The sequence below is a fragment of the Carboxylicivirga linearis genome (genome assembly GCF_018271995.1).
Lineage (GTDB): Bacteria > Bacteroidota > Bacteroidia > Bacteroidales > Marinilabiliaceae > Carboxylicivirga > Carboxylicivirga linearis.
Window position 1 is genome coordinate 443,311 of sequence record NZ_JAGUCO010000001.1, and the last position, 16,732, is coordinate 460,042.

11 protein-coding genes are annotated in these 16,732 nt (G+C 37.5%); 5 read left to right on the plus strand and 6 right to left on the minus strand.

Translation table 11 applies throughout. From position 1 onward, the window contains the following. Positions 1–101 precede the first annotated feature (101 nt). Together KEM10_RS01940 and KEM10_RS01945 are read left to right on the plus strand one after the other, a co-directional pair. Positions 102–2,237: a glycoside hydrolase family 97 protein gene (locus tag KEM10_RS01940; protein WP_212212766.1), complete on the plus strand. Its 2,136-nt coding sequence runs from the start codon at positions 102–104 to the stop codon at positions 2,235–2,237. 352 nt (positions 2,238–2,589) lie between these two features. Next, positions 2,590–4,215 carry an AMP-binding protein gene (locus tag KEM10_RS01945; protein ID WP_212212768.1) on the plus strand — a complete coding sequence of 542 codons (1,626 nt, stop codon included), beginning with the start codon at positions 2,590–2,592 and terminating at the stop codon, positions 4,213–4,215. Positions 4,216–4,273: 58 nt separating this feature from the next. Here the strand turns inward: KEM10_RS01945 and KEM10_RS01950 are convergent, their stop codons facing one another. The 3 genes from KEM10_RS01950 to KEM10_RS01960 all read right to left on the minus strand — a co-directional run bounded on the left by KEM10_RS01950 (position 4,274) and on the right by KEM10_RS01960 (position 7,807). Continuing rightward, complete coding sequence (locus KEM10_RS01950) at positions 4,274–5,914, minus strand: ABC-F family ATP-binding cassette domain-containing protein (protein ID WP_212212770.1); 1,641 nt, start codon at positions 5,912–5,914, stop codon at positions 4,274–4,276. Positions 5,915–6,082: 168 nt separating this feature from the next. Next, complete coding sequence (locus tag KEM10_RS01955; protein ID WP_212212771.1) at positions 6,083–7,366, minus strand: porin family protein; 1,284 nt, start codon at positions 7,364–7,366, stop codon at positions 6,083–6,085. Between the two features lie 87 nt (positions 7,367–7,453). After that, positions 7,454–7,807 carry a hypothetical protein gene (locus tag KEM10_RS01960; RefSeq protein WP_212212772.1) on the minus strand — a complete coding sequence of 118 codons (354 nt, stop codon included), beginning with the start codon at positions 7,805–7,807 and terminating at the stop codon, positions 7,454–7,456. A 230-nt stretch (positions 7,808–8,037) separates the two neighbouring features. Here KEM10_RS01960 and KEM10_RS01965 point away from each other — a divergent pair, with 230 nt between their 5' ends. Beyond that, positions 8,038–11,172: a BNR-4 repeat-containing protein gene (locus tag KEM10_RS01965; protein WP_212212774.1), complete on the plus strand. Its 3,135-nt coding sequence runs from the start codon at positions 8,038–8,040 to the stop codon at positions 11,170–11,172. 8 nt (positions 11,173–11,180) lie between these two features. Here the strand turns inward: KEM10_RS01965 and KEM10_RS01970 are convergent, their stop codons facing one another. Both KEM10_RS01970 and KEM10_RS01975 read right to left on the minus strand, forming a co-directional pair. Further along, a complete protein-coding gene (locus KEM10_RS01970) occupies positions 11,181–11,897 on the minus strand; it encodes a LytR/AlgR family response regulator transcription factor (protein WP_212212776.1) in 717 nt (238 codons plus the stop codon). Continuing rightward, positions 11,890–12,957 (minus strand): sensor histidine kinase, encoded by a 1,068-nt coding sequence (locus KEM10_RS01975; protein WP_212212778.1) that lies wholly within the window; start codon positions 12,955–12,957, stop codon positions 11,890–11,892. Before KEM10_RS01975 ends, KEM10_RS01970 begins: the two co-directional genes overlap by 8 nt. A gap of 212 nt (positions 12,958–13,169) precedes the next feature. Here KEM10_RS01975 and KEM10_RS01980 point away from each other — a divergent pair, with 212 nt between their 5' ends. Then, the gene (locus KEM10_RS01980; RefSeq protein ID WP_212212780.1) at positions 13,170–13,562 is read left to right on the plus strand and encodes a MotA/TolQ/ExbB proton channel family protein; all 393 of its coding nucleotides are present in this window, start codon (positions 13,170–13,172) and stop codon (positions 13,560–13,562) included. A 74-nt stretch (positions 13,563–13,636) separates the two neighbouring features. On the opposite strand, the gene KEM10_RS01985 is transcribed toward KEM10_RS01980, so the two are convergent. After that, on the minus strand, positions 13,637–14,845 hold the full coding sequence (locus tag KEM10_RS01985) for a hypothetical protein (protein ID WP_212212784.1): 1,209 nt from the start codon (positions 14,843–14,845) through the stop codon (positions 13,637–13,639). Between the two features lie 232 nt (positions 14,846–15,077). Here KEM10_RS01985 and KEM10_RS01990 point away from each other — a divergent pair, with 232 nt between their 5' ends. Next, positions 15,078–16,685 (plus strand): amidase, encoded by a 1,608-nt coding sequence (locus KEM10_RS01990; protein WP_212212786.1) that lies wholly within the window; start codon positions 15,078–15,080, stop codon positions 16,683–16,685. The last annotated feature ends 47 nt before the right edge of the window (positions 16,686–16,732 follow it).

Below are 16,732 nucleotides of genomic sequence, written 5' to 3' on the forward strand. Positions count from 1 at the left end.
TAATATTTGGTTGTTTGTCCTTAAGTAATCTTCTCGTAATCTAATTTGAATAAATTCGTTGATTGATGCTAAGAATATAAATCGGAAATAAATACAGTGCAATGAAAAAATTACTATTCCTTATCAACATGGTATTATTTGCTTCGGTGATGTATGGACAAAGTCTGAACTCACCAGATGGGAATTTTAAAATGCAATTCCAGCTAATTGATGGAAAACCAAGTTATAAACTCGATTTTAAAGGGAAAGAGCTTGTGAAAGAAAGTCATTTGGGATTTGAATTATTTGATGCTCCTGATTTGCTTGATGGATTTACAATGGTTGATAGTAAGACATCTGCCTTTGATGAAACATGGCAACCGGTATGGGGTGAGTACAAAGAGATTCGTAATCACTATAATGAACTGGCGGTTACTGTCAATCAAGAAGAAACAAATCGTAAAATGATTATTCGTTTTCGATTGTTTAATGATGGTTTAGGATTTCGATATGAATTTCCTGAGCAGGAAAACCTGACTTACTTTGTAATAAAGGAAGAACATACTCAGTTTGCAATGGCAGGTGATCATACAGCCTACTGGATTCCAGGTGACTTTGATACACAAGAGTATGATTACACCATCTCAAAAATGTCGGAAATAAGAGGTTTGATGGAAGGTGCCATTACAGATAATGCTTCACAAACACAATTCTCTGAAACGGGTGTTCAAACTGCTTTAATGCTGAAAACTGATGATGGTCTATACCTTAATTTACATGAGGCTGCTTTAATAGACTATGCTTGTATGCATCTTGAATTAGATGATAAGAATATGATTTTTGAGTCGTTCTTAACGCCCGATGCCCAAGGCAAGAAAGGTTATATGCAAGCACCTTGCACAACGCCTTGGCGCACGGTGATTGCCGGTGACGAAGCAGCTGATATACTACTTTCGACCTTAACGCTTAACCTGAATGAGCCTTGTGCTTACGAAGAAACAGACTGGATTGAGCCGGTTAAATACATTGGTGTTTGGTGGGAAATGATTACTGGTAAAAGTTCGTGGGCATACTCCGATTTACCTAGTGTGAAAATTGGAGAGACTGATTTTTCAAATGCAACTCCTAATGGAAAACATGCCGCGAACAACGAGCATGTAAAAAATCATATCGATTTTGCCGCTGAACATGGCTTTGATGCTGTTTTGGTTGAAGGATGGAACATAGGTTGGGAAGATTGGTTTGGTAAATCAAAAGATTATGTGTTTGACTTTGTAACACCTTATCCCGATTTTGATGTAGAAATGCTTCGTGACTATGCCAAAAGCAAAGGAGTGCGCCTGATGATGCATCACGAGACTTCAAGTTCGGTACGTAACTACGAACGTCATATGGATGAGGCTTACCAGTTTATGGTTGATAACAATTATAATTCGGTCAAGAGCGGTTATGTTGGTGATATTATACCACGGGGAGAAACGCATTATGGTCAATGGATGGTTAACCATTATTTATATGCGGTAAAAAAAGCAGCTGATTACAAAATTATGGTAAATGCCCATGAGGCTGTTCGTCCAACCGGGTTATGTCGTACATATCCTAACTTAATTGGTAACGAGTCGGCTCGCGGAACAGAATATGAAGCTTTTGGTGGAAGTAAACCTTATCACACAACCATTTTACCATTTACCCGATTAATTGGAGGCCCGATGGATTATACTCCAGGTATATTTGAACCGGATGTTAGTAAGTACAATCCTGATAATCACTCATGGGTGAATACTACCATTGCTCGTCAGTTGGCATTGTATGTTACCATGTACAGTCCTTTGCAAATGGCTGCTGATTTACCAGAGACATATGAGAAATATATGGATGCATTTCAGTTTATAAAAGATGTACCTCTTGACTGGGATGAAACCAAAGTGCCGGAAGCTGAACCGGGAAAATATATCACTTATGCCCGTAAAGAAAAAGGGGCTGATAACTGGTTTGTTGGTAGTACAAACGGCGATGATGGACGTGTATCAAAAGTAGCTTTCAACTTTCTTACTCCAGGTAAGAAATATGTGGCAACGGTTTATGCCGATACAAAAGATGCACACTATAAAAATAATCCTCAATCGTACCAAATTAAAAAGTACGTGGTTACAAGTAAGTCAAAACTGAGCCAGTATTGTGCTCCGGGCGGAGGTTATGCTGTAAGTATTACTGAGGTTGTTGAAAAATCAGAATTAAAAGGATTAAAGAAACTCTAACAGAGTATTTATAGATTATTCAAAGAGCTGCACCCGTTTTGGGTGCGGCCTTTTTTTTGATGAAAGGCACTTCGCTTTTACGAGGTACGCACGTCACTTTTACGAGGTACGCACGTCACTCTTACAAGGTACGCATGTCACTCTTACCAAGGTACGCACCTCACTTTTTCATGATACGCTACACCTGTATTGCCCTAATAGTTTCGATTATTTTGCCTGTTGAGAACATATCTTTTTCGGACATTTTTATTTGAGGCGAAAATTATTCTTTTAATTTTGTGAGGCTAAAACGCACTAATTCGAAATAAAACTATCTTCATTGATTTCGAATTACAACCAAAAACCAGGAAAAGTGAATAAATTATCGTATGACAATGGTATATCTTCTACTCCATTGCTGGGTATCACCATCTCGCAACAATTAAAGCAAACCGTTGATAAATATCCTGATAATGAAGCCTTAGTAGTACCCTATCAAAACTATCATGCTACGTACAAAGAATTTTGGCAACAAGTGGAAGAAGTGGCTAAAGGAATTCTTTCATTTGGAGTTAAGAAGGGTGACAGGGTTGGTATCTGGTCTCCAAACCGATATGAATGGGTGTTGGTACAATTTGCCACTACTCGTATCGGGGTGATTATGGTTAATGTGAATCCGGCATACAAAGCCGCTGAGTTGAAATACGCTCTTAAGCAGTCAGAAATTAGTCTGCTGATTATGTCGAGGGGATTTCGCAAGACTAATTATATTGATATATTAAATGAGGTACGACCTTCGTGTATTCATCTGAAGCATATTGTGGTAATTGATCACGATTGGGATTCGATGCTGGAAGCTGGAAAGAAAGTTTCGGATGAGCAATTGCAGGAGCTGGAAAAAAGTCTTCAATTTGATGAACCGATTAACATACAGTATACTTCCGGAACAACTGGTTTCCCAAAAGGTGCAACGCTTTCGCACCATAACATACTTAATAATGGTTTTTTTATTGGTGAGCGTTTAAGTTACACCGAGAAAGATAAGGTATGTATTCCGGTGCCACTGTATCATTGCTTTGGCATGGTGCTGGCTAATCTGGCATGTATCACCCACGGATCGTGTATGGTGCTAACAGGTGAAGCTTTTGATCCGGAAGTAGTGATGCAAACGGTTCAGGATGAAAAATGTACTTCACTGTATGGGGTGCCTGCTATGTTTATAGCTGAACTAAATCATCCTGATTTTGATAAATACGATTTTTCGAGTCTTCGTACCGGAATTATGGCTGGAGCCTCTTGTCCAGAATCGGCTATGAAGGCCGTTCGTGAGAAGATGAATATGAAGGAGATTGGTATTTGCTATGGTATGACTGAAACATCGCCGGTTAGTACCCAAACTTTTGTGGATGATACCGAATATCGTCGATGTGCCACGGTTGGTAAGGTACATCCTCATTTAGAAATTAAGATTATTGATCCTGAAACCAGTAAGGTAGTTTCGCGAGGTGAAAAAGGTGAATTCTGCACACGTGGGTATTCAGTTATGCTGAAATACTGGAATAATCCCGAAGCTACTGCATCAGTAATTGATGAAGGGCGATGGATGCACACCGGTGATTTGGCTGAGATGGATGACGACGGTTATGTGAAAATAGTGGGGCGTATCAAGGACTTAATCATACGTGGCGGCGAAAATGTTTCGCCTTTCGAGATTGAGGAGTACTTGCATAATCATGATGAGATAAAAGATGTACAAGTAATTGGTGTCCCTGATTCGAAATACGGCGAGCAGGTTATGGCCTGGGTGGTGTTGAAAGATGGATCGCGAATTACGGAAGAAGATTTGGTGAATTATTGCAAGGGGCAAATTGCTACTTATAAAATACCACATTACTGGAAGTTTGTGGATGAGTTTCCAACAACTGTAACGGGTAAAGTTCGTAAGGTGGAGATGCGTGAGATCTCAGCCAGAGAATTAGGCTTAGAACAACGTAAGTAAGATATTACACCTAACAGGTTTGTTTGCAAGATGCGATTAAACCTGTTAGGTTTTTATATTATGCTTTTACAGCTTCCAATTCATTCAGATGCTCCATCTTTTTGGTGTGCAGGAAGCCTTTAATATCGCTTAGGTGCTCTTTTACTTTTTTGTTACCAAACTCATAAACCTTCGATACCAATCCGTCAAGGAAATCACGGTCGTGTGATACCAGAATTAAAGTGCCGTCATAAGCCTGTAAGGCACTTTTTAAGATATCCTTGGTTTTCATATCCAGATGGTTGGTAGGCTCATCCAGAATCAAAAGGTTAACAGGTTCGAGCAACAATTTGATCATTGCCAATCTGGTACGTTCACCACCCGAAAGTACTTTCACCTTCTTGGTTGATTCCTCTCCACCAAACATAAAAGCACCCAACAAATCTTTTACTTTAGTACGTACATCGCCCACAGCAATATCGTCGATGGTCTGGAAGACAGTTAAATCTTCATCCATCAGCGAAGCCTGATTTTGGGCAAAATAGCCAATCATGGTATTGTGTCCCAGTTGCAATTCGCCATCAAACTTTATTTCGTCCATAATGGCTTTAACCAATGTTGATTTACCTTCGCCGTTTTTACCAACAAAAGCTACTTTTTCGCCTCGCTCAATGGTTAATGAGGCATCTTTAAATACCAGATGTTCATCGTAACTTTTACCTACTTCGGTCGCAATTACAGGGTAAGAACCTGATCGAGGAGCCGGAGGAAACTTTAATCGCAAAGCTGAAGTGTCTTCTTCATCTACTTCAACCAATTCTAGTTTTTCGAGCATTTTAACGCGCGACTGAACCTGAAGTGTTTTGGAATAGGTTCCTTTAAAACGCTCAATGAATGCCTGATTTTCAGCAATCATCTTTTGTTGTTCTTCGTAGGCTTTGAGTTGATGCTCGCGACGATCCTGACGAAGAACTAAATATTGTGAGTAGTTAACTTTATAATCGTATATGCGCCCCATGGTTACTTCAATGGTGCGTGTGGTGATGTTATCCACAAAAGCACGGTCGTGGGAGATGATAACAACAGCCTTTCCGCAATTGATCAAAAACTCTTCGAGCCACTGAATCGACTCAATGTCGAGGTGGTTGGTAGGCTCATCCAACAGTATAAGGTCAGGATTTTGAAGTAGAATTTTGGCTAACTCAATACGCATACGCCATCCTCCACTAAATTGACTGGTTGGAGCATTGAAATCATCGCGGGTAAAACCTAAGCCCAGTAATATTTGCTCAATTTTAGCATCGTAATTGGTTTCTTCAATGGAGTAATATTTCTCGCTAAGGGTTGATACGTCTTCAATCAATTGCATGTATTCGTCCGATTCATAGTCGGTGCGGGTAGTCAGCTCAGCATTGATTTCTTCAATACGTTTTGCCATTGCCTGAATTTCGGCAAATGCCTGCGATGCCTCTTCAAATACGGTGCGGTTATCTTCAGTCATCAAATGCTGTGGAAGGTAAGCTACCACCTTGTCTTTAGGAACAGATACTTTTCCTTTATTAGCCTCACGGGCTCCTGCCAATATTTTCAGCAGGGTTGATTTACCGGCGCCATTCTTCCCCATCAAAGCAATCCTGTCTTTTTCGTTAATCACAAACGAAATGTCTTTAAACAAGGTACTTGCACCAAACTCTACGGTTAATCCATCAACTGAAATCATACTTTACATTTTTCGAGCTGCAAAGATAAATCTTTCAACCATAAGCACAACAAGTTATTTTAGATTGGTTGAGGATGATTATATAAAAGAAAACCACCACCAAAGGCAAAGCTTTAGCAGTGGTTTTCAGGTGTTCAAATTTGAAACCAGATGTGTTATTGGTAGAATCTAGAATATAAATCCAACTCCTAACTCAAATTGGTTTCCTTCTTTAGGCGCATCAGCGTATCGATTATTTCTAAACTGATAATTGGCTTTAAACGTCCAGTTCTTTTTAGGTCTAACATTTAATCCTACTGATAAAATCTCTAGATCTTTTAAGTCGGCAGTAACGCCCTCTTCGCCAATTAATGGTTTTAAGTTGTCGTCAATCTTCTGGTGAGTGTTCATGCTTTCGTAGCGTACAAACAATGGTAGTTTCCAGGTTGAGCCGGGTTTGACAAATGGCATAATGTCGTAACGACCTTCAAGGTAATACCCTACTGTTTCGGCTCCCACTATTTCGTTATTGATTTGGAAAATCTGTTCGGTTCCGCTTAACCATCCTTTAGAGTATAAACCAAAAAGTGTAAAGTCACCAATGTTATGGGCCGCTGTAATGGTCATCAACCCTAGGTTTGAATTTAAGCGCTCACCCGCAAAGTCACCTTCTTCAAAGCGATAAGCTCCTGATGCATCACCATAATATCCGGCCAGAGCCAACATGGTTCTGTCTTCATGACCATAGGCTAGTTTTCCATTAAATGCAACGGTAGGTGGCCATTCAGTCCAGTCTGTATAACGTCCGTTGCGGATCCAGGTTCCGGAGGTGAAGTCTGCCCCTCTTAATCCTTTTGTTATACCAAACTGGTATTCGGTTTCGCCTACTACCTGTCCATAAAACAGAACTCCTTGCTCCAACCATTGAGTTGGAATAATGGTGCGTTCTACTTCGGGGCGATTTACTGTGTAAAACGCAATGGGTTCTTCGTTAACGTTAACCCAGCCAAGGTTAAGCGGGTAGTTACCAACCCTTATATTGAAATTTTTGTGAAGTAAATAATCAAACGATATTTCAAGGTTGGCCTCAAAGTGTCCTTCACGGGTTCCATCGTGCAGGTACTCCATTTGCACTTCCGACATGGCAATAAATTTATCACTGAATCGATACCCAAAATAAAAACCACCACGGTAAAGGTTCGAGTAATATTGTTCTATCTCTTTATCGCTTTTATTGGCAACAGGGCTGTCGTAATTTACATAATTCACCTCTCCAAAACCACTAATGGTGAAGCGTCGGTCGGCACTGAATATTTTTGATGATGCATTGGCAAAACCCGATTGTTTTATGTATTTCAGTTCTGATACAGCCCCTTTTTTTGATAGGGTGTCTACGGATGTAATGTCTTCTTGGGCATTAGACATGCTAAAGAAAAGCGCACTAATAAGCAGTGCAATGTATTTTAATTTCATTGTAATTAATTAATTATTATCACTAAAGGATTGTCAGGCTCCGTATATCATAAAGCCTAAAAAGGAAAAGTTGGGTTGTTGATGTGTTTAGGATAATCGGGGAGGTGGTGTGCTGATTTTTTGAGTGGGAGATTGGTAATTGCAAACATAGTTGCTATGTGTGATTTTTTCGGTAAGTGAGAAAAACTCTATTTGAGGAAGTGAATGACAAAACCAAGCTTTAAATAGCGAAACAGAACCACTGTCTTCATCTTCCATGTCGGCAATTTCATTATCGGCATCTACCATAAGCATTGCTAATTCCAGAAAACTTTGAACTTCATTGAAGTTGTCGTTTGCTCCCATGTTTTTATTATGGATGTTGAGCATGTTGTTAATCAACATCACAATTACTAACCATAGGGTAAGTCTGAGACCTGTATGTAATCGACCTTTCTTCATCTCTGAAATTGCAGGTGCAAAGTATCAAATATCGTGCCTAAAGGGAATGGATTGCTTAATTGATTTTATATTCTAAAAATTCATTTTGTTATACCATTTTTTGAAATTCTGACAAGGACAGAGAGGTAATGAATTGTAATTTTGAAGTTGATAGATAAACTTAATCTGACATAGAAAAATAATCATCAGTAATGAATCCACAAATAATAGTAAAACAGAATCAAATCCATATGAAAACCTTGGGGCATAAGTTTGTTAAAAGTATAGTTGTATTGGCCGTTTCTTTAATTTTGTTTCCTAAAATAATTCAGGCACAAGTTAACGAAGGAAATGTAGTAACTGACGAAGGGGCCTGGTGTTGGTTTGCCGATCCAAGAGCCTTGCATTACGAAAATGAAGAAGGAACCATCAATAGCACATACATTGGGTATATTGATGTACACGGAAACATTAAAGCCACACAACACAACTTTCTTACAGGTGTTACCAACGAAGTGTTGATTCGCTCTTATTTTCAACCCGATGATCATGACAATCCATCATTTTTGATTTTGCCTGATGAGCGGGTGATGATTTTTTACTCTCGTCATACAGATGAGGCCTGTTTCTATTATCGTATTTCAACCAAGCCCGGAGATATTACTTCATTAGGCGACGAGGTAAGATTGAACACACAATACAATACAACCTATCCGTCACCATTTATTTTAAGCGACGATCCGGATCATATCTATCTGTGCTGGCGAGGTATTAATTGGCATCCTACTATCGGACGTTTAACCATGCCTGATGAAAACGATCAAGCAACATTTGATTGGGGACCTTATCAAATGGTTCAGTCTACTGCCGCCCGCCCATATTGTAAGTACGATTCTAACGGTAAGGATAAAATAAATCTGACTTTTACTTTAGGTCATCCTGATAATGAATATCCCAACTATGTATTTTATAGTTATGTAGATGTAAATACTAAACAACTTAAAGATATTGCAGGAAATACAATGAGTACTATTGCTAATGGTGCATTGGGTGTTAATCAAACTTCTTTTCCTACAAGCTATCCCAACGCAGTTGTCGACAGTCCATCGAATAAAAGAGACTGGGTTTGGCAAACAACATCTGATACGGATGGAAATCCGGTTATTGGAATGGTGCAGATTAGCTACGATAAATCGTCACATGATTATTACTATGCCAAATGGACCGGTAGTGAATGGAGAAAAACCTTTCTAGCCAATGGAGGAGGGCACTTCCATCAAACCCCAGGTTTAGAACTTTGTTATAGCGGTGGTATGGCTATTGATGATAGTGCTCCTAATATTGTATATTGTTCGCAGCCTGTGAGTGGAACATCCGGAGATACGTATGAGTTAGTTAAATACACACTTGATTCGGATGGTGAAGTTAGTTCTTCAGAGCAGATTACAAGCAATTCAAACCTGAATAATATTCGCCCCTATGTAGTTACCAACGCTGGTGATAGCCCATTAAAACTTACCTGGATGCATGGTAATTATTACGATTGGATTGTGAGTTCATCGCGCCCTCAGGGGTATCCAACAGGTATCAATAGTGATTACGAGTTGTATACAGGAGCTGTTGATTTAGCAAATGGATTGGTACTTAGCGAATCTTTTGATGGTGCCGTATCAGGTACAGCAACAACTAAGGATGGTGTTCTGGTAGTTACTGAAGATACACAAGCTACCTTATCGGTTGAATCAACTTCATCTTTCTCTGTTTCTTTATCGCCTTATCTGTATTCCGAATCATATAAAGGAAAGATATTATCAATTGGAACCCTTGAGTATGGTTTAGATGATATAAGTACAAAACCTTACCTTCTGATAGATGGGCAAACATATAACAGTTCAAATCTGTTGGGTACATCCGATGTTTGGCAAACAACCAATAGAGGAACGGGTGGTCAGTGGTATACTCCAACAAAATTGGAATATTTCAACATTACCTTAACTTATTCTGATAATGTTCTTACTATTTTTAGAAACGGCTTGATTGATCAGGTTGTTGAAGTTGAGGGATTAGCCTTAAGTGAAGTTAGTTTGGGAGGATTTAATGGTTGGATAGAAGATTGCAATATTTATAACAGAGCTTTAAATCAGGAAGAAGTGAGAGAGCTTACCCAAACAAGCTTATCGTATATGCTCGATGGAAGTATGTTAACTGATATAGAGTTAGACGATTTATCTGTACCTGCCAATGTTTATACTGATATTGTTTTGTCAACTTCAACAAATTCGGGTAACAGCATTAGTTGGACATCAAGTAATACTTCTGTAATTGCTAATTCCGGTATTGTAAATCTACCAACAAGTTCTACTTCTGTAACTTTAACAGCAACTATTAATGGTACAAGTAAGCAATTTGATATTGAGGTAAGTCCTCGTGATATTGATAATAATTTACTCTTGAACTATACCTTTGAGAGTGAAGATCAATACACACAAAATTCTACTCGCTTTGTAAAAGATCAATCAGGTAATGGTTTAGATGCAGTTGTTTATGGCCGGGCTCAAATCAATGGAGCTCTTGATCTGACATCTAATACGTCTTATGGGTTTTCAACAAATGGTTATGCAGTAGCTCCTGAGGGAATATTAAAGGATATCCGGAGCTTCTCTTTTTTAGTTACCTTAACTCCCGATGCTTTAAATAATTTGCCACGAATTTTCGATTTTGGATCAGCCAGTACGAATAGTTATTTTTTAAGAGCCAGTGGATTTGCTGCCGGATATAAATATAATGGAAACTCAACTACTTTAATAAATGCTTCTCAAGCATTGACAATTGGTTCGGAGGCTAAAGTAGCTATGACCTTTGATGCTAAAACAAAATCAACCAAAATTTATTTGAATGGTGTTTTAGTTGCTAATAGTACTTCGATTAGCCATGAACCTTATGAGTTAACCCATATTAGTTCTGATGATAGAAACTATATTGGTCGCACTCAATGGTGGGATACTGGAGTGGCTAATGATAATGTTGATTTTAAAGGAACTATTGACGATGTGTATGTATATGATATTGCTCTTACAGCCGATGAAATAGCTGCTTTGCAAGACGATAATTCTACTATGGTAAATAATATAGAGGTAGTTGATTATAAGGTTTTTCCAAATCCAGTATCGTGTAATAGTATAGTTAATGTTGATTATGCATCAGAAGGAAGTAGTCAGAAAGATATGAAATTAGAAGTGGTTAACATTAAGGGGGATTTGGTGAGTAGCTATCTGCCTGATAGTTTTCCTTTTGTTATGGAAGGAATTTCTGCTGCTGGAATTTATTTTGTTAGTTTATTCAGTGATAATAAAATAATCGCCAAACAGAAACTAGTTGTTATGTAGTTGGTTGCTTAAAGAGATTCTAATCGTTCAATCACTTCGTTTTTAAAGCTCCGGCTTATAGGTATCTGATGTTTGTTAATATCTATCGTTTCATGAGTGAACGAGCTAATTTGATTAATGGCAACTATAAACGAACGGTGAGTGCGAATAAAATTCTTCGATGGTAATTTTACTTCAATGTTGCTGATGGTTTCTCGGGTTATGATAGTCTGGTCAGTCAGGTGAATTTTAATGTAATCGCTGATGCTCTCAATAAACAAAATGTCATCAAAATTCACCTTTACCATTTTTCTATCAGAGCGGACGAAGATAAAATCATTTGTATCTGTTTGAATGTCTTCTATGGATGCTTTTTCAATTTTAGGTGTTTCATCCAGATATTTTTGTACCGACTGTAACAGTCTCTCAAAAGCAATGGGTTTTAATAAATAATCCACTGCTTTCAGGTCGAAACCATCCAGGGCATATTCTCGATAGGCAGTTGTAAAAATTACTTTGCTGTTGTGGTTGATGGCCTTGGCAAAGTCAAGCCCCGAAATCTCGGGCATATTAATGTCCAGAAATATAAGATCTATAGATTGATTGGTGATTTGTTGAAATGCTTCCAGGGCATTTTTGCAAGATGCAACAATGTTCATTTGGTCAATCTTACTTAAATGACTTTCAAGTATATCGCGAGCTGTTGTTTCGTCATCTACTATCAGACAGTTTATTTTTTTACTCATGAGTAAACTGATTAAGATCTTTTATTATTAGTTCAACTTTATACCATTGTGGTTGAGACAGAATGGTTAATTCGTAGTTGTTCTGGTAATGTAAATCAAGTCGTTTCTTTATGTTTTCAATACCTATTCCTTGTTTAGTGTTTTTGTTTATTTCTCTTATAGTGTTTGCAATGCTAAAGCTTAGTCTCGATTCTTTCACTTCAATATTCACATCAATGGATAGAAAACCATCAATCATTTCGCCATGTTTAAATGCATTTTCGATAAACGGAATTAATAACATGGGAGCTGTTTTTATGTTTTCTCCATTTACAGAGCTTGTAAAGTTCACTTTTAAATGATCTTTAAATCGTATGCGCTCTAATTCAATGTATTCTTCTATATGGGCTATCTCTTCTTTTAATGACACTTTTGGCTGGTGAACCTGGTATAAAATATAATCCAGAAGGTTAGATAGACGGAGGATAACTTCAGGAGTGTGCTCCGATTTTTTAATAGCTAATCCATATATAGTATTAAGGGTGTTGAATAAGAAATGAGGATGAATTTGTTGTTTTAGATATTGTAATTCCTGTTCTCTAAGCTGAAGTTGAGTGGCTAAAATTTTATTCTCCAATTCTTTGTTTCGGGCATCGGTCTTAAAGTTGTTGTTGAGAATGTGAATAAAACTAATTATGCCCACAATTAAATACACCAACATAAGTATAAACAAGAAGTTCTTACTCATAGGAGGCATTACTGAAACATTAAACTGAAGAAGAAAAATCAGGCAACCATACAATGCCAAAACAATCAGATACGATGAAACAACAAATGTGTAGAAAGAGTACAGTGCAAATAATTGGTATTTCTTGGTCAACAGGAACCGAGGAATTAAGTATCGTTCCATAAAATAGGTAACTCCCATAGTTAACGGTAGTAAACAGCTCGAAAACCAGGTGATGTAGACTTTGTCTTCAGAGTTGTAGCTAAAAAAATAGTAATAGAAAAACCAAACACCAATCCAAAAGATAAAATGCAGTGCAATAGTTTTGAATGATATGTTTAGGGAATTTCTCATTCATACAATATTAAGGTTTTTTGTACTTTTAATTGGCTTTTATCGACCAAATACCAAATTAAGAGTCGTTTTTACCTGAATTAGAAATGTAAATCCAATAACGATTGGTTTTGTGTTAAATAGCAGAATGAAACTGATGCTTATCGCTAATAAATTTTTGGTGTTGAAAAGCCAATTACATTTGAATCAGTATTCATTTAAACTTAATTCTTATGACTGGATTTATTGGCAAATTAAACGATGGCGGTCCTTTTTTTACCTATCCGCTTTTACTATTAATGATTGTTATTGTAGTGATGATCGTTAAGGCAGCAATCTCAAAATCCTCCAACGGAAAATCAATTGCTTTAATAAAATCATTGGGATGGTTTGTTCTTGCATGGGGATTTTTAGGCAGAACTTTTGGATTAATTATGGCATTCGATAATGTTTCGGCACACGGCGAATTAACTCCCAGCTTATTAGCAGGCGGATTAAAAATGGCACTTATCAATCCTTTGTTTGCCATTTTCATTTTCTTAATTGCAAGAGGTGGTGTTCTTTATTTATTATGGTCTAAAAAAAAGGATGACTTTAAGGAAAGTGGAGAGTTAATGGAGGCTTAAACACAACAGAAGAGGCAAACATAATGGCTTGCCTCTTTGCATTTTCAAGTTATATAAACTACGGCATCAAGAGTCTATTGGAGTCTGTTTTCGGTTTTTTTCAATATCAAATCCAGATTGTCTTCAAATAAATAGGTGTATTTAATTAAATCGGTGATGTATTCTGTCGATTCATCACTAAATTGGAATGCTATATCAACTATCCACTCACCGGTCTCTTCCTCAAGTAAACGGGCAACTGCATTTCCATTGGCAATTATTGTGTTATTTGCATAGCGAATGCTGAGAATAGAATTGTCGTTTACAACATTAGCTGTTTGGTTGGCTAATTCTTTACTTGCAAGCTTTTTGGTTTCAATAACTGAGATGTCATTTAGTAAATCGGCGCTGTTTACTTCTGCTATTATTTTTATATCACCAATTTGAGTTGATGAGTATATGTCGTTAATAACGGGTTTGTTTTCAAAGTCACCTTCATAGATTCCAGCAATATATTGCTCAAAAACCAAATTAATATCGTTAAGCAAGGTATATCGCCACGAAGCATTACCATTAAACGCTGACATTTCAATTTGGAAGGAGTAAGGAATAGGATTGAATGTGAGGTTAATATTTTCAATATTACCAGAGTCGGAAAAGTCCATTATAATATTGCTTGATGCGATTAGCTTATCTTCCACTTTTATATCAAGGTACAGACTTTTTAAAATCTCATTTAATATAGTACCATCTTCTAATACGTCACCTTTACCAGAAAAATTACCATTGTAGCTGGTAAAATCATACAGTCTTAAAGTGACATTATTATCTGTATGATTACTGTCAGAAGGAAATAGAAAGGTGATATCTTCACCATCAGCCGATGTTTGTATAAAATCATTTAACTTAAGGTCCCATTCCCATATTCCATAACCCTCATTCCAAATGACTCCTATATCATTGCAGCTATTGGTGGTCAATGTTAACAGTTCTTCAAATTGTGTTTGAATGAAGGTTTTATCAACCATTTTTGTGCCTATTTCAGCAATTGAGTGAACCAGATTCTGATGGTTACTCACATCAACTTGCATATAACCAGCAAGGTTTAAACATAGGTTTGCAAAATCTGTTTGCGCCAGACCATTTGTTTCTGATGCAAGGGAAATTCCTGCTTGTATAATGTTTTGCTTATCCTTAGGAGCGCCTAAGGTACTGAACTGATCGTTATCTTCTTCTTTGCTACATGCTGAAAGTAAAATGGTAGCTATGAAAAGGATAGTTTTTATTTTGGGTATTATTTTCAAGATTTGAATTTTAAGGTTTTTTCTCACTCTGATAATATGACAAAGGAGAGGTCGAAAACACGTATGCCAGACATTAAAAAGTTTGATCAATAGGTTGTTTATGGTTGTGTAGTTCAGAAGCTAACTATGTAATTGTTGTAAGTTTTAATTAATTTTATCTACATATTTATGTGAGGGCCAAAGGTGTCTAAACTATAAGCCAAAATACAAATTTAATATCCAATCATATACTATGAAAAGAAGACATTTTATTCTTAACTCGTTATTGGCAGGAGTTGCATTAGGTGTAAATGCGTGTAAGCCTGGTGGGAAAAAAGTATCAGAGCCAATAGATGGAGATTTGCAGAGTAGTTTCGAACTTGATGAGATTAGTGTGCAGGAGCTTCAGGTTAAGATGCAAAAGGGAGAATTCACTTCAAAGCAGATTACTAATTTGTATATAAATAGAATTAAAACCATTGACCATTTAAAAACGAATGCCGTGGTTGAGATTAATCCGGATGCTGTTGCTATTGCCGAAGTTTTGGATAAGGAGCGACAAGAAGGAAAAGTGAGAGGGCCATTACACGGAATACCCGTTTTGATAAAAGATAATATAAATACAGGTGATAAGATGATAACCTCTGCCGGATCATTGGCATTTATCGACCATAGCGCTTCAAAGGATGCATTTATTATAGAGAAGTTACGTGAAGCAGGGATGGTTTTATTAGGGAAGACTAACCTGAGTGAGTGGGCTAACTTCAGATCTACCAATTCAAGCAGCGGATGGAGCGGCAGAGGAGGTCAAACTCGTAACCCGTATGTGTTAGATCGTACTCCTTGTGGATCTTCTTCCGGATCTGCTGTTGCAGTATCAGCTAACTTTGCCCCAATAGCAATAGGTACAGAAACGGATGGTTCTATAGTATGTCCATCTGGTATTAATGGTATTGTAGGGATTAAACCTACTGTTGGTACATGGTCTCGAAGTGGAATAATTCCCATTTCTGAAAGTCAGGATACTGCCGGACCTATGGGTAAAAGTGTAAAAGATGCAGCGTTGTTGTTACGTGCCTTAGTTGCTAAAGATAATGATGATGCAGCAACACAGAAACAACCCGATAATTTTGGTATCTACCTCAATTTTGATGAATATGCCCTTCAGGGATCAAGAATTGGATACTTAAAAAGTTTGGCAGGGTTTGATAAGCGTGTATCGGCAATTATGGATGAGGTAGTTTCTACACTTAAAGATAAAGGAGCTGATGTAGTTGAGGTTGATATGGGTGATGAACTAAATAGCCTGGGACAATACGAGTGGACTGTATTGTTATGTGAATTTAAGGACGGGGTTAATAAATATTTGGCTGCTCATCCAGAACTGCCTTATAAATCACTGAGCGATTTGATTGCTTTTAATAAAAAGAATTCAAAAGCTGAAATGCCATGGTTCGAGCAGGAAATTATGGAGATGTCGGATCAAACAAATGGCCTTGATGATGAAAAATATATGGATGCAATAAAGAAGTGTCGTGAGCTATCGCAAAATAAAGGAATAGATAAGCTGATTGATAGTAATAAATTAGATGCTTTAATGGCGCCAACTAATGGTGCAGCATGGGTGATAGACTTTGTTAACGGCGATAACTTTGGAGGAGGAAGTTCACAATTGGCTGCAATTTCGGGTTATCCGAGCGTTACTGTTCCCGCCGGTGATATTAAAGGATTGCCAATAGGAGTTTCATTTTTTGGAAAAGCATGGACCGAAAGTAGGCTAATACAATTGTCGCATGCATATGAAGTGGCTAGTAAGAAAAGGATTGTGCCAGAGTTTAAAACCAGCTTGTTGGATGTTTAATAAATAAAGTGAGATAATAAAAAGGCCGGGTAATCTTTTCAGAAAAC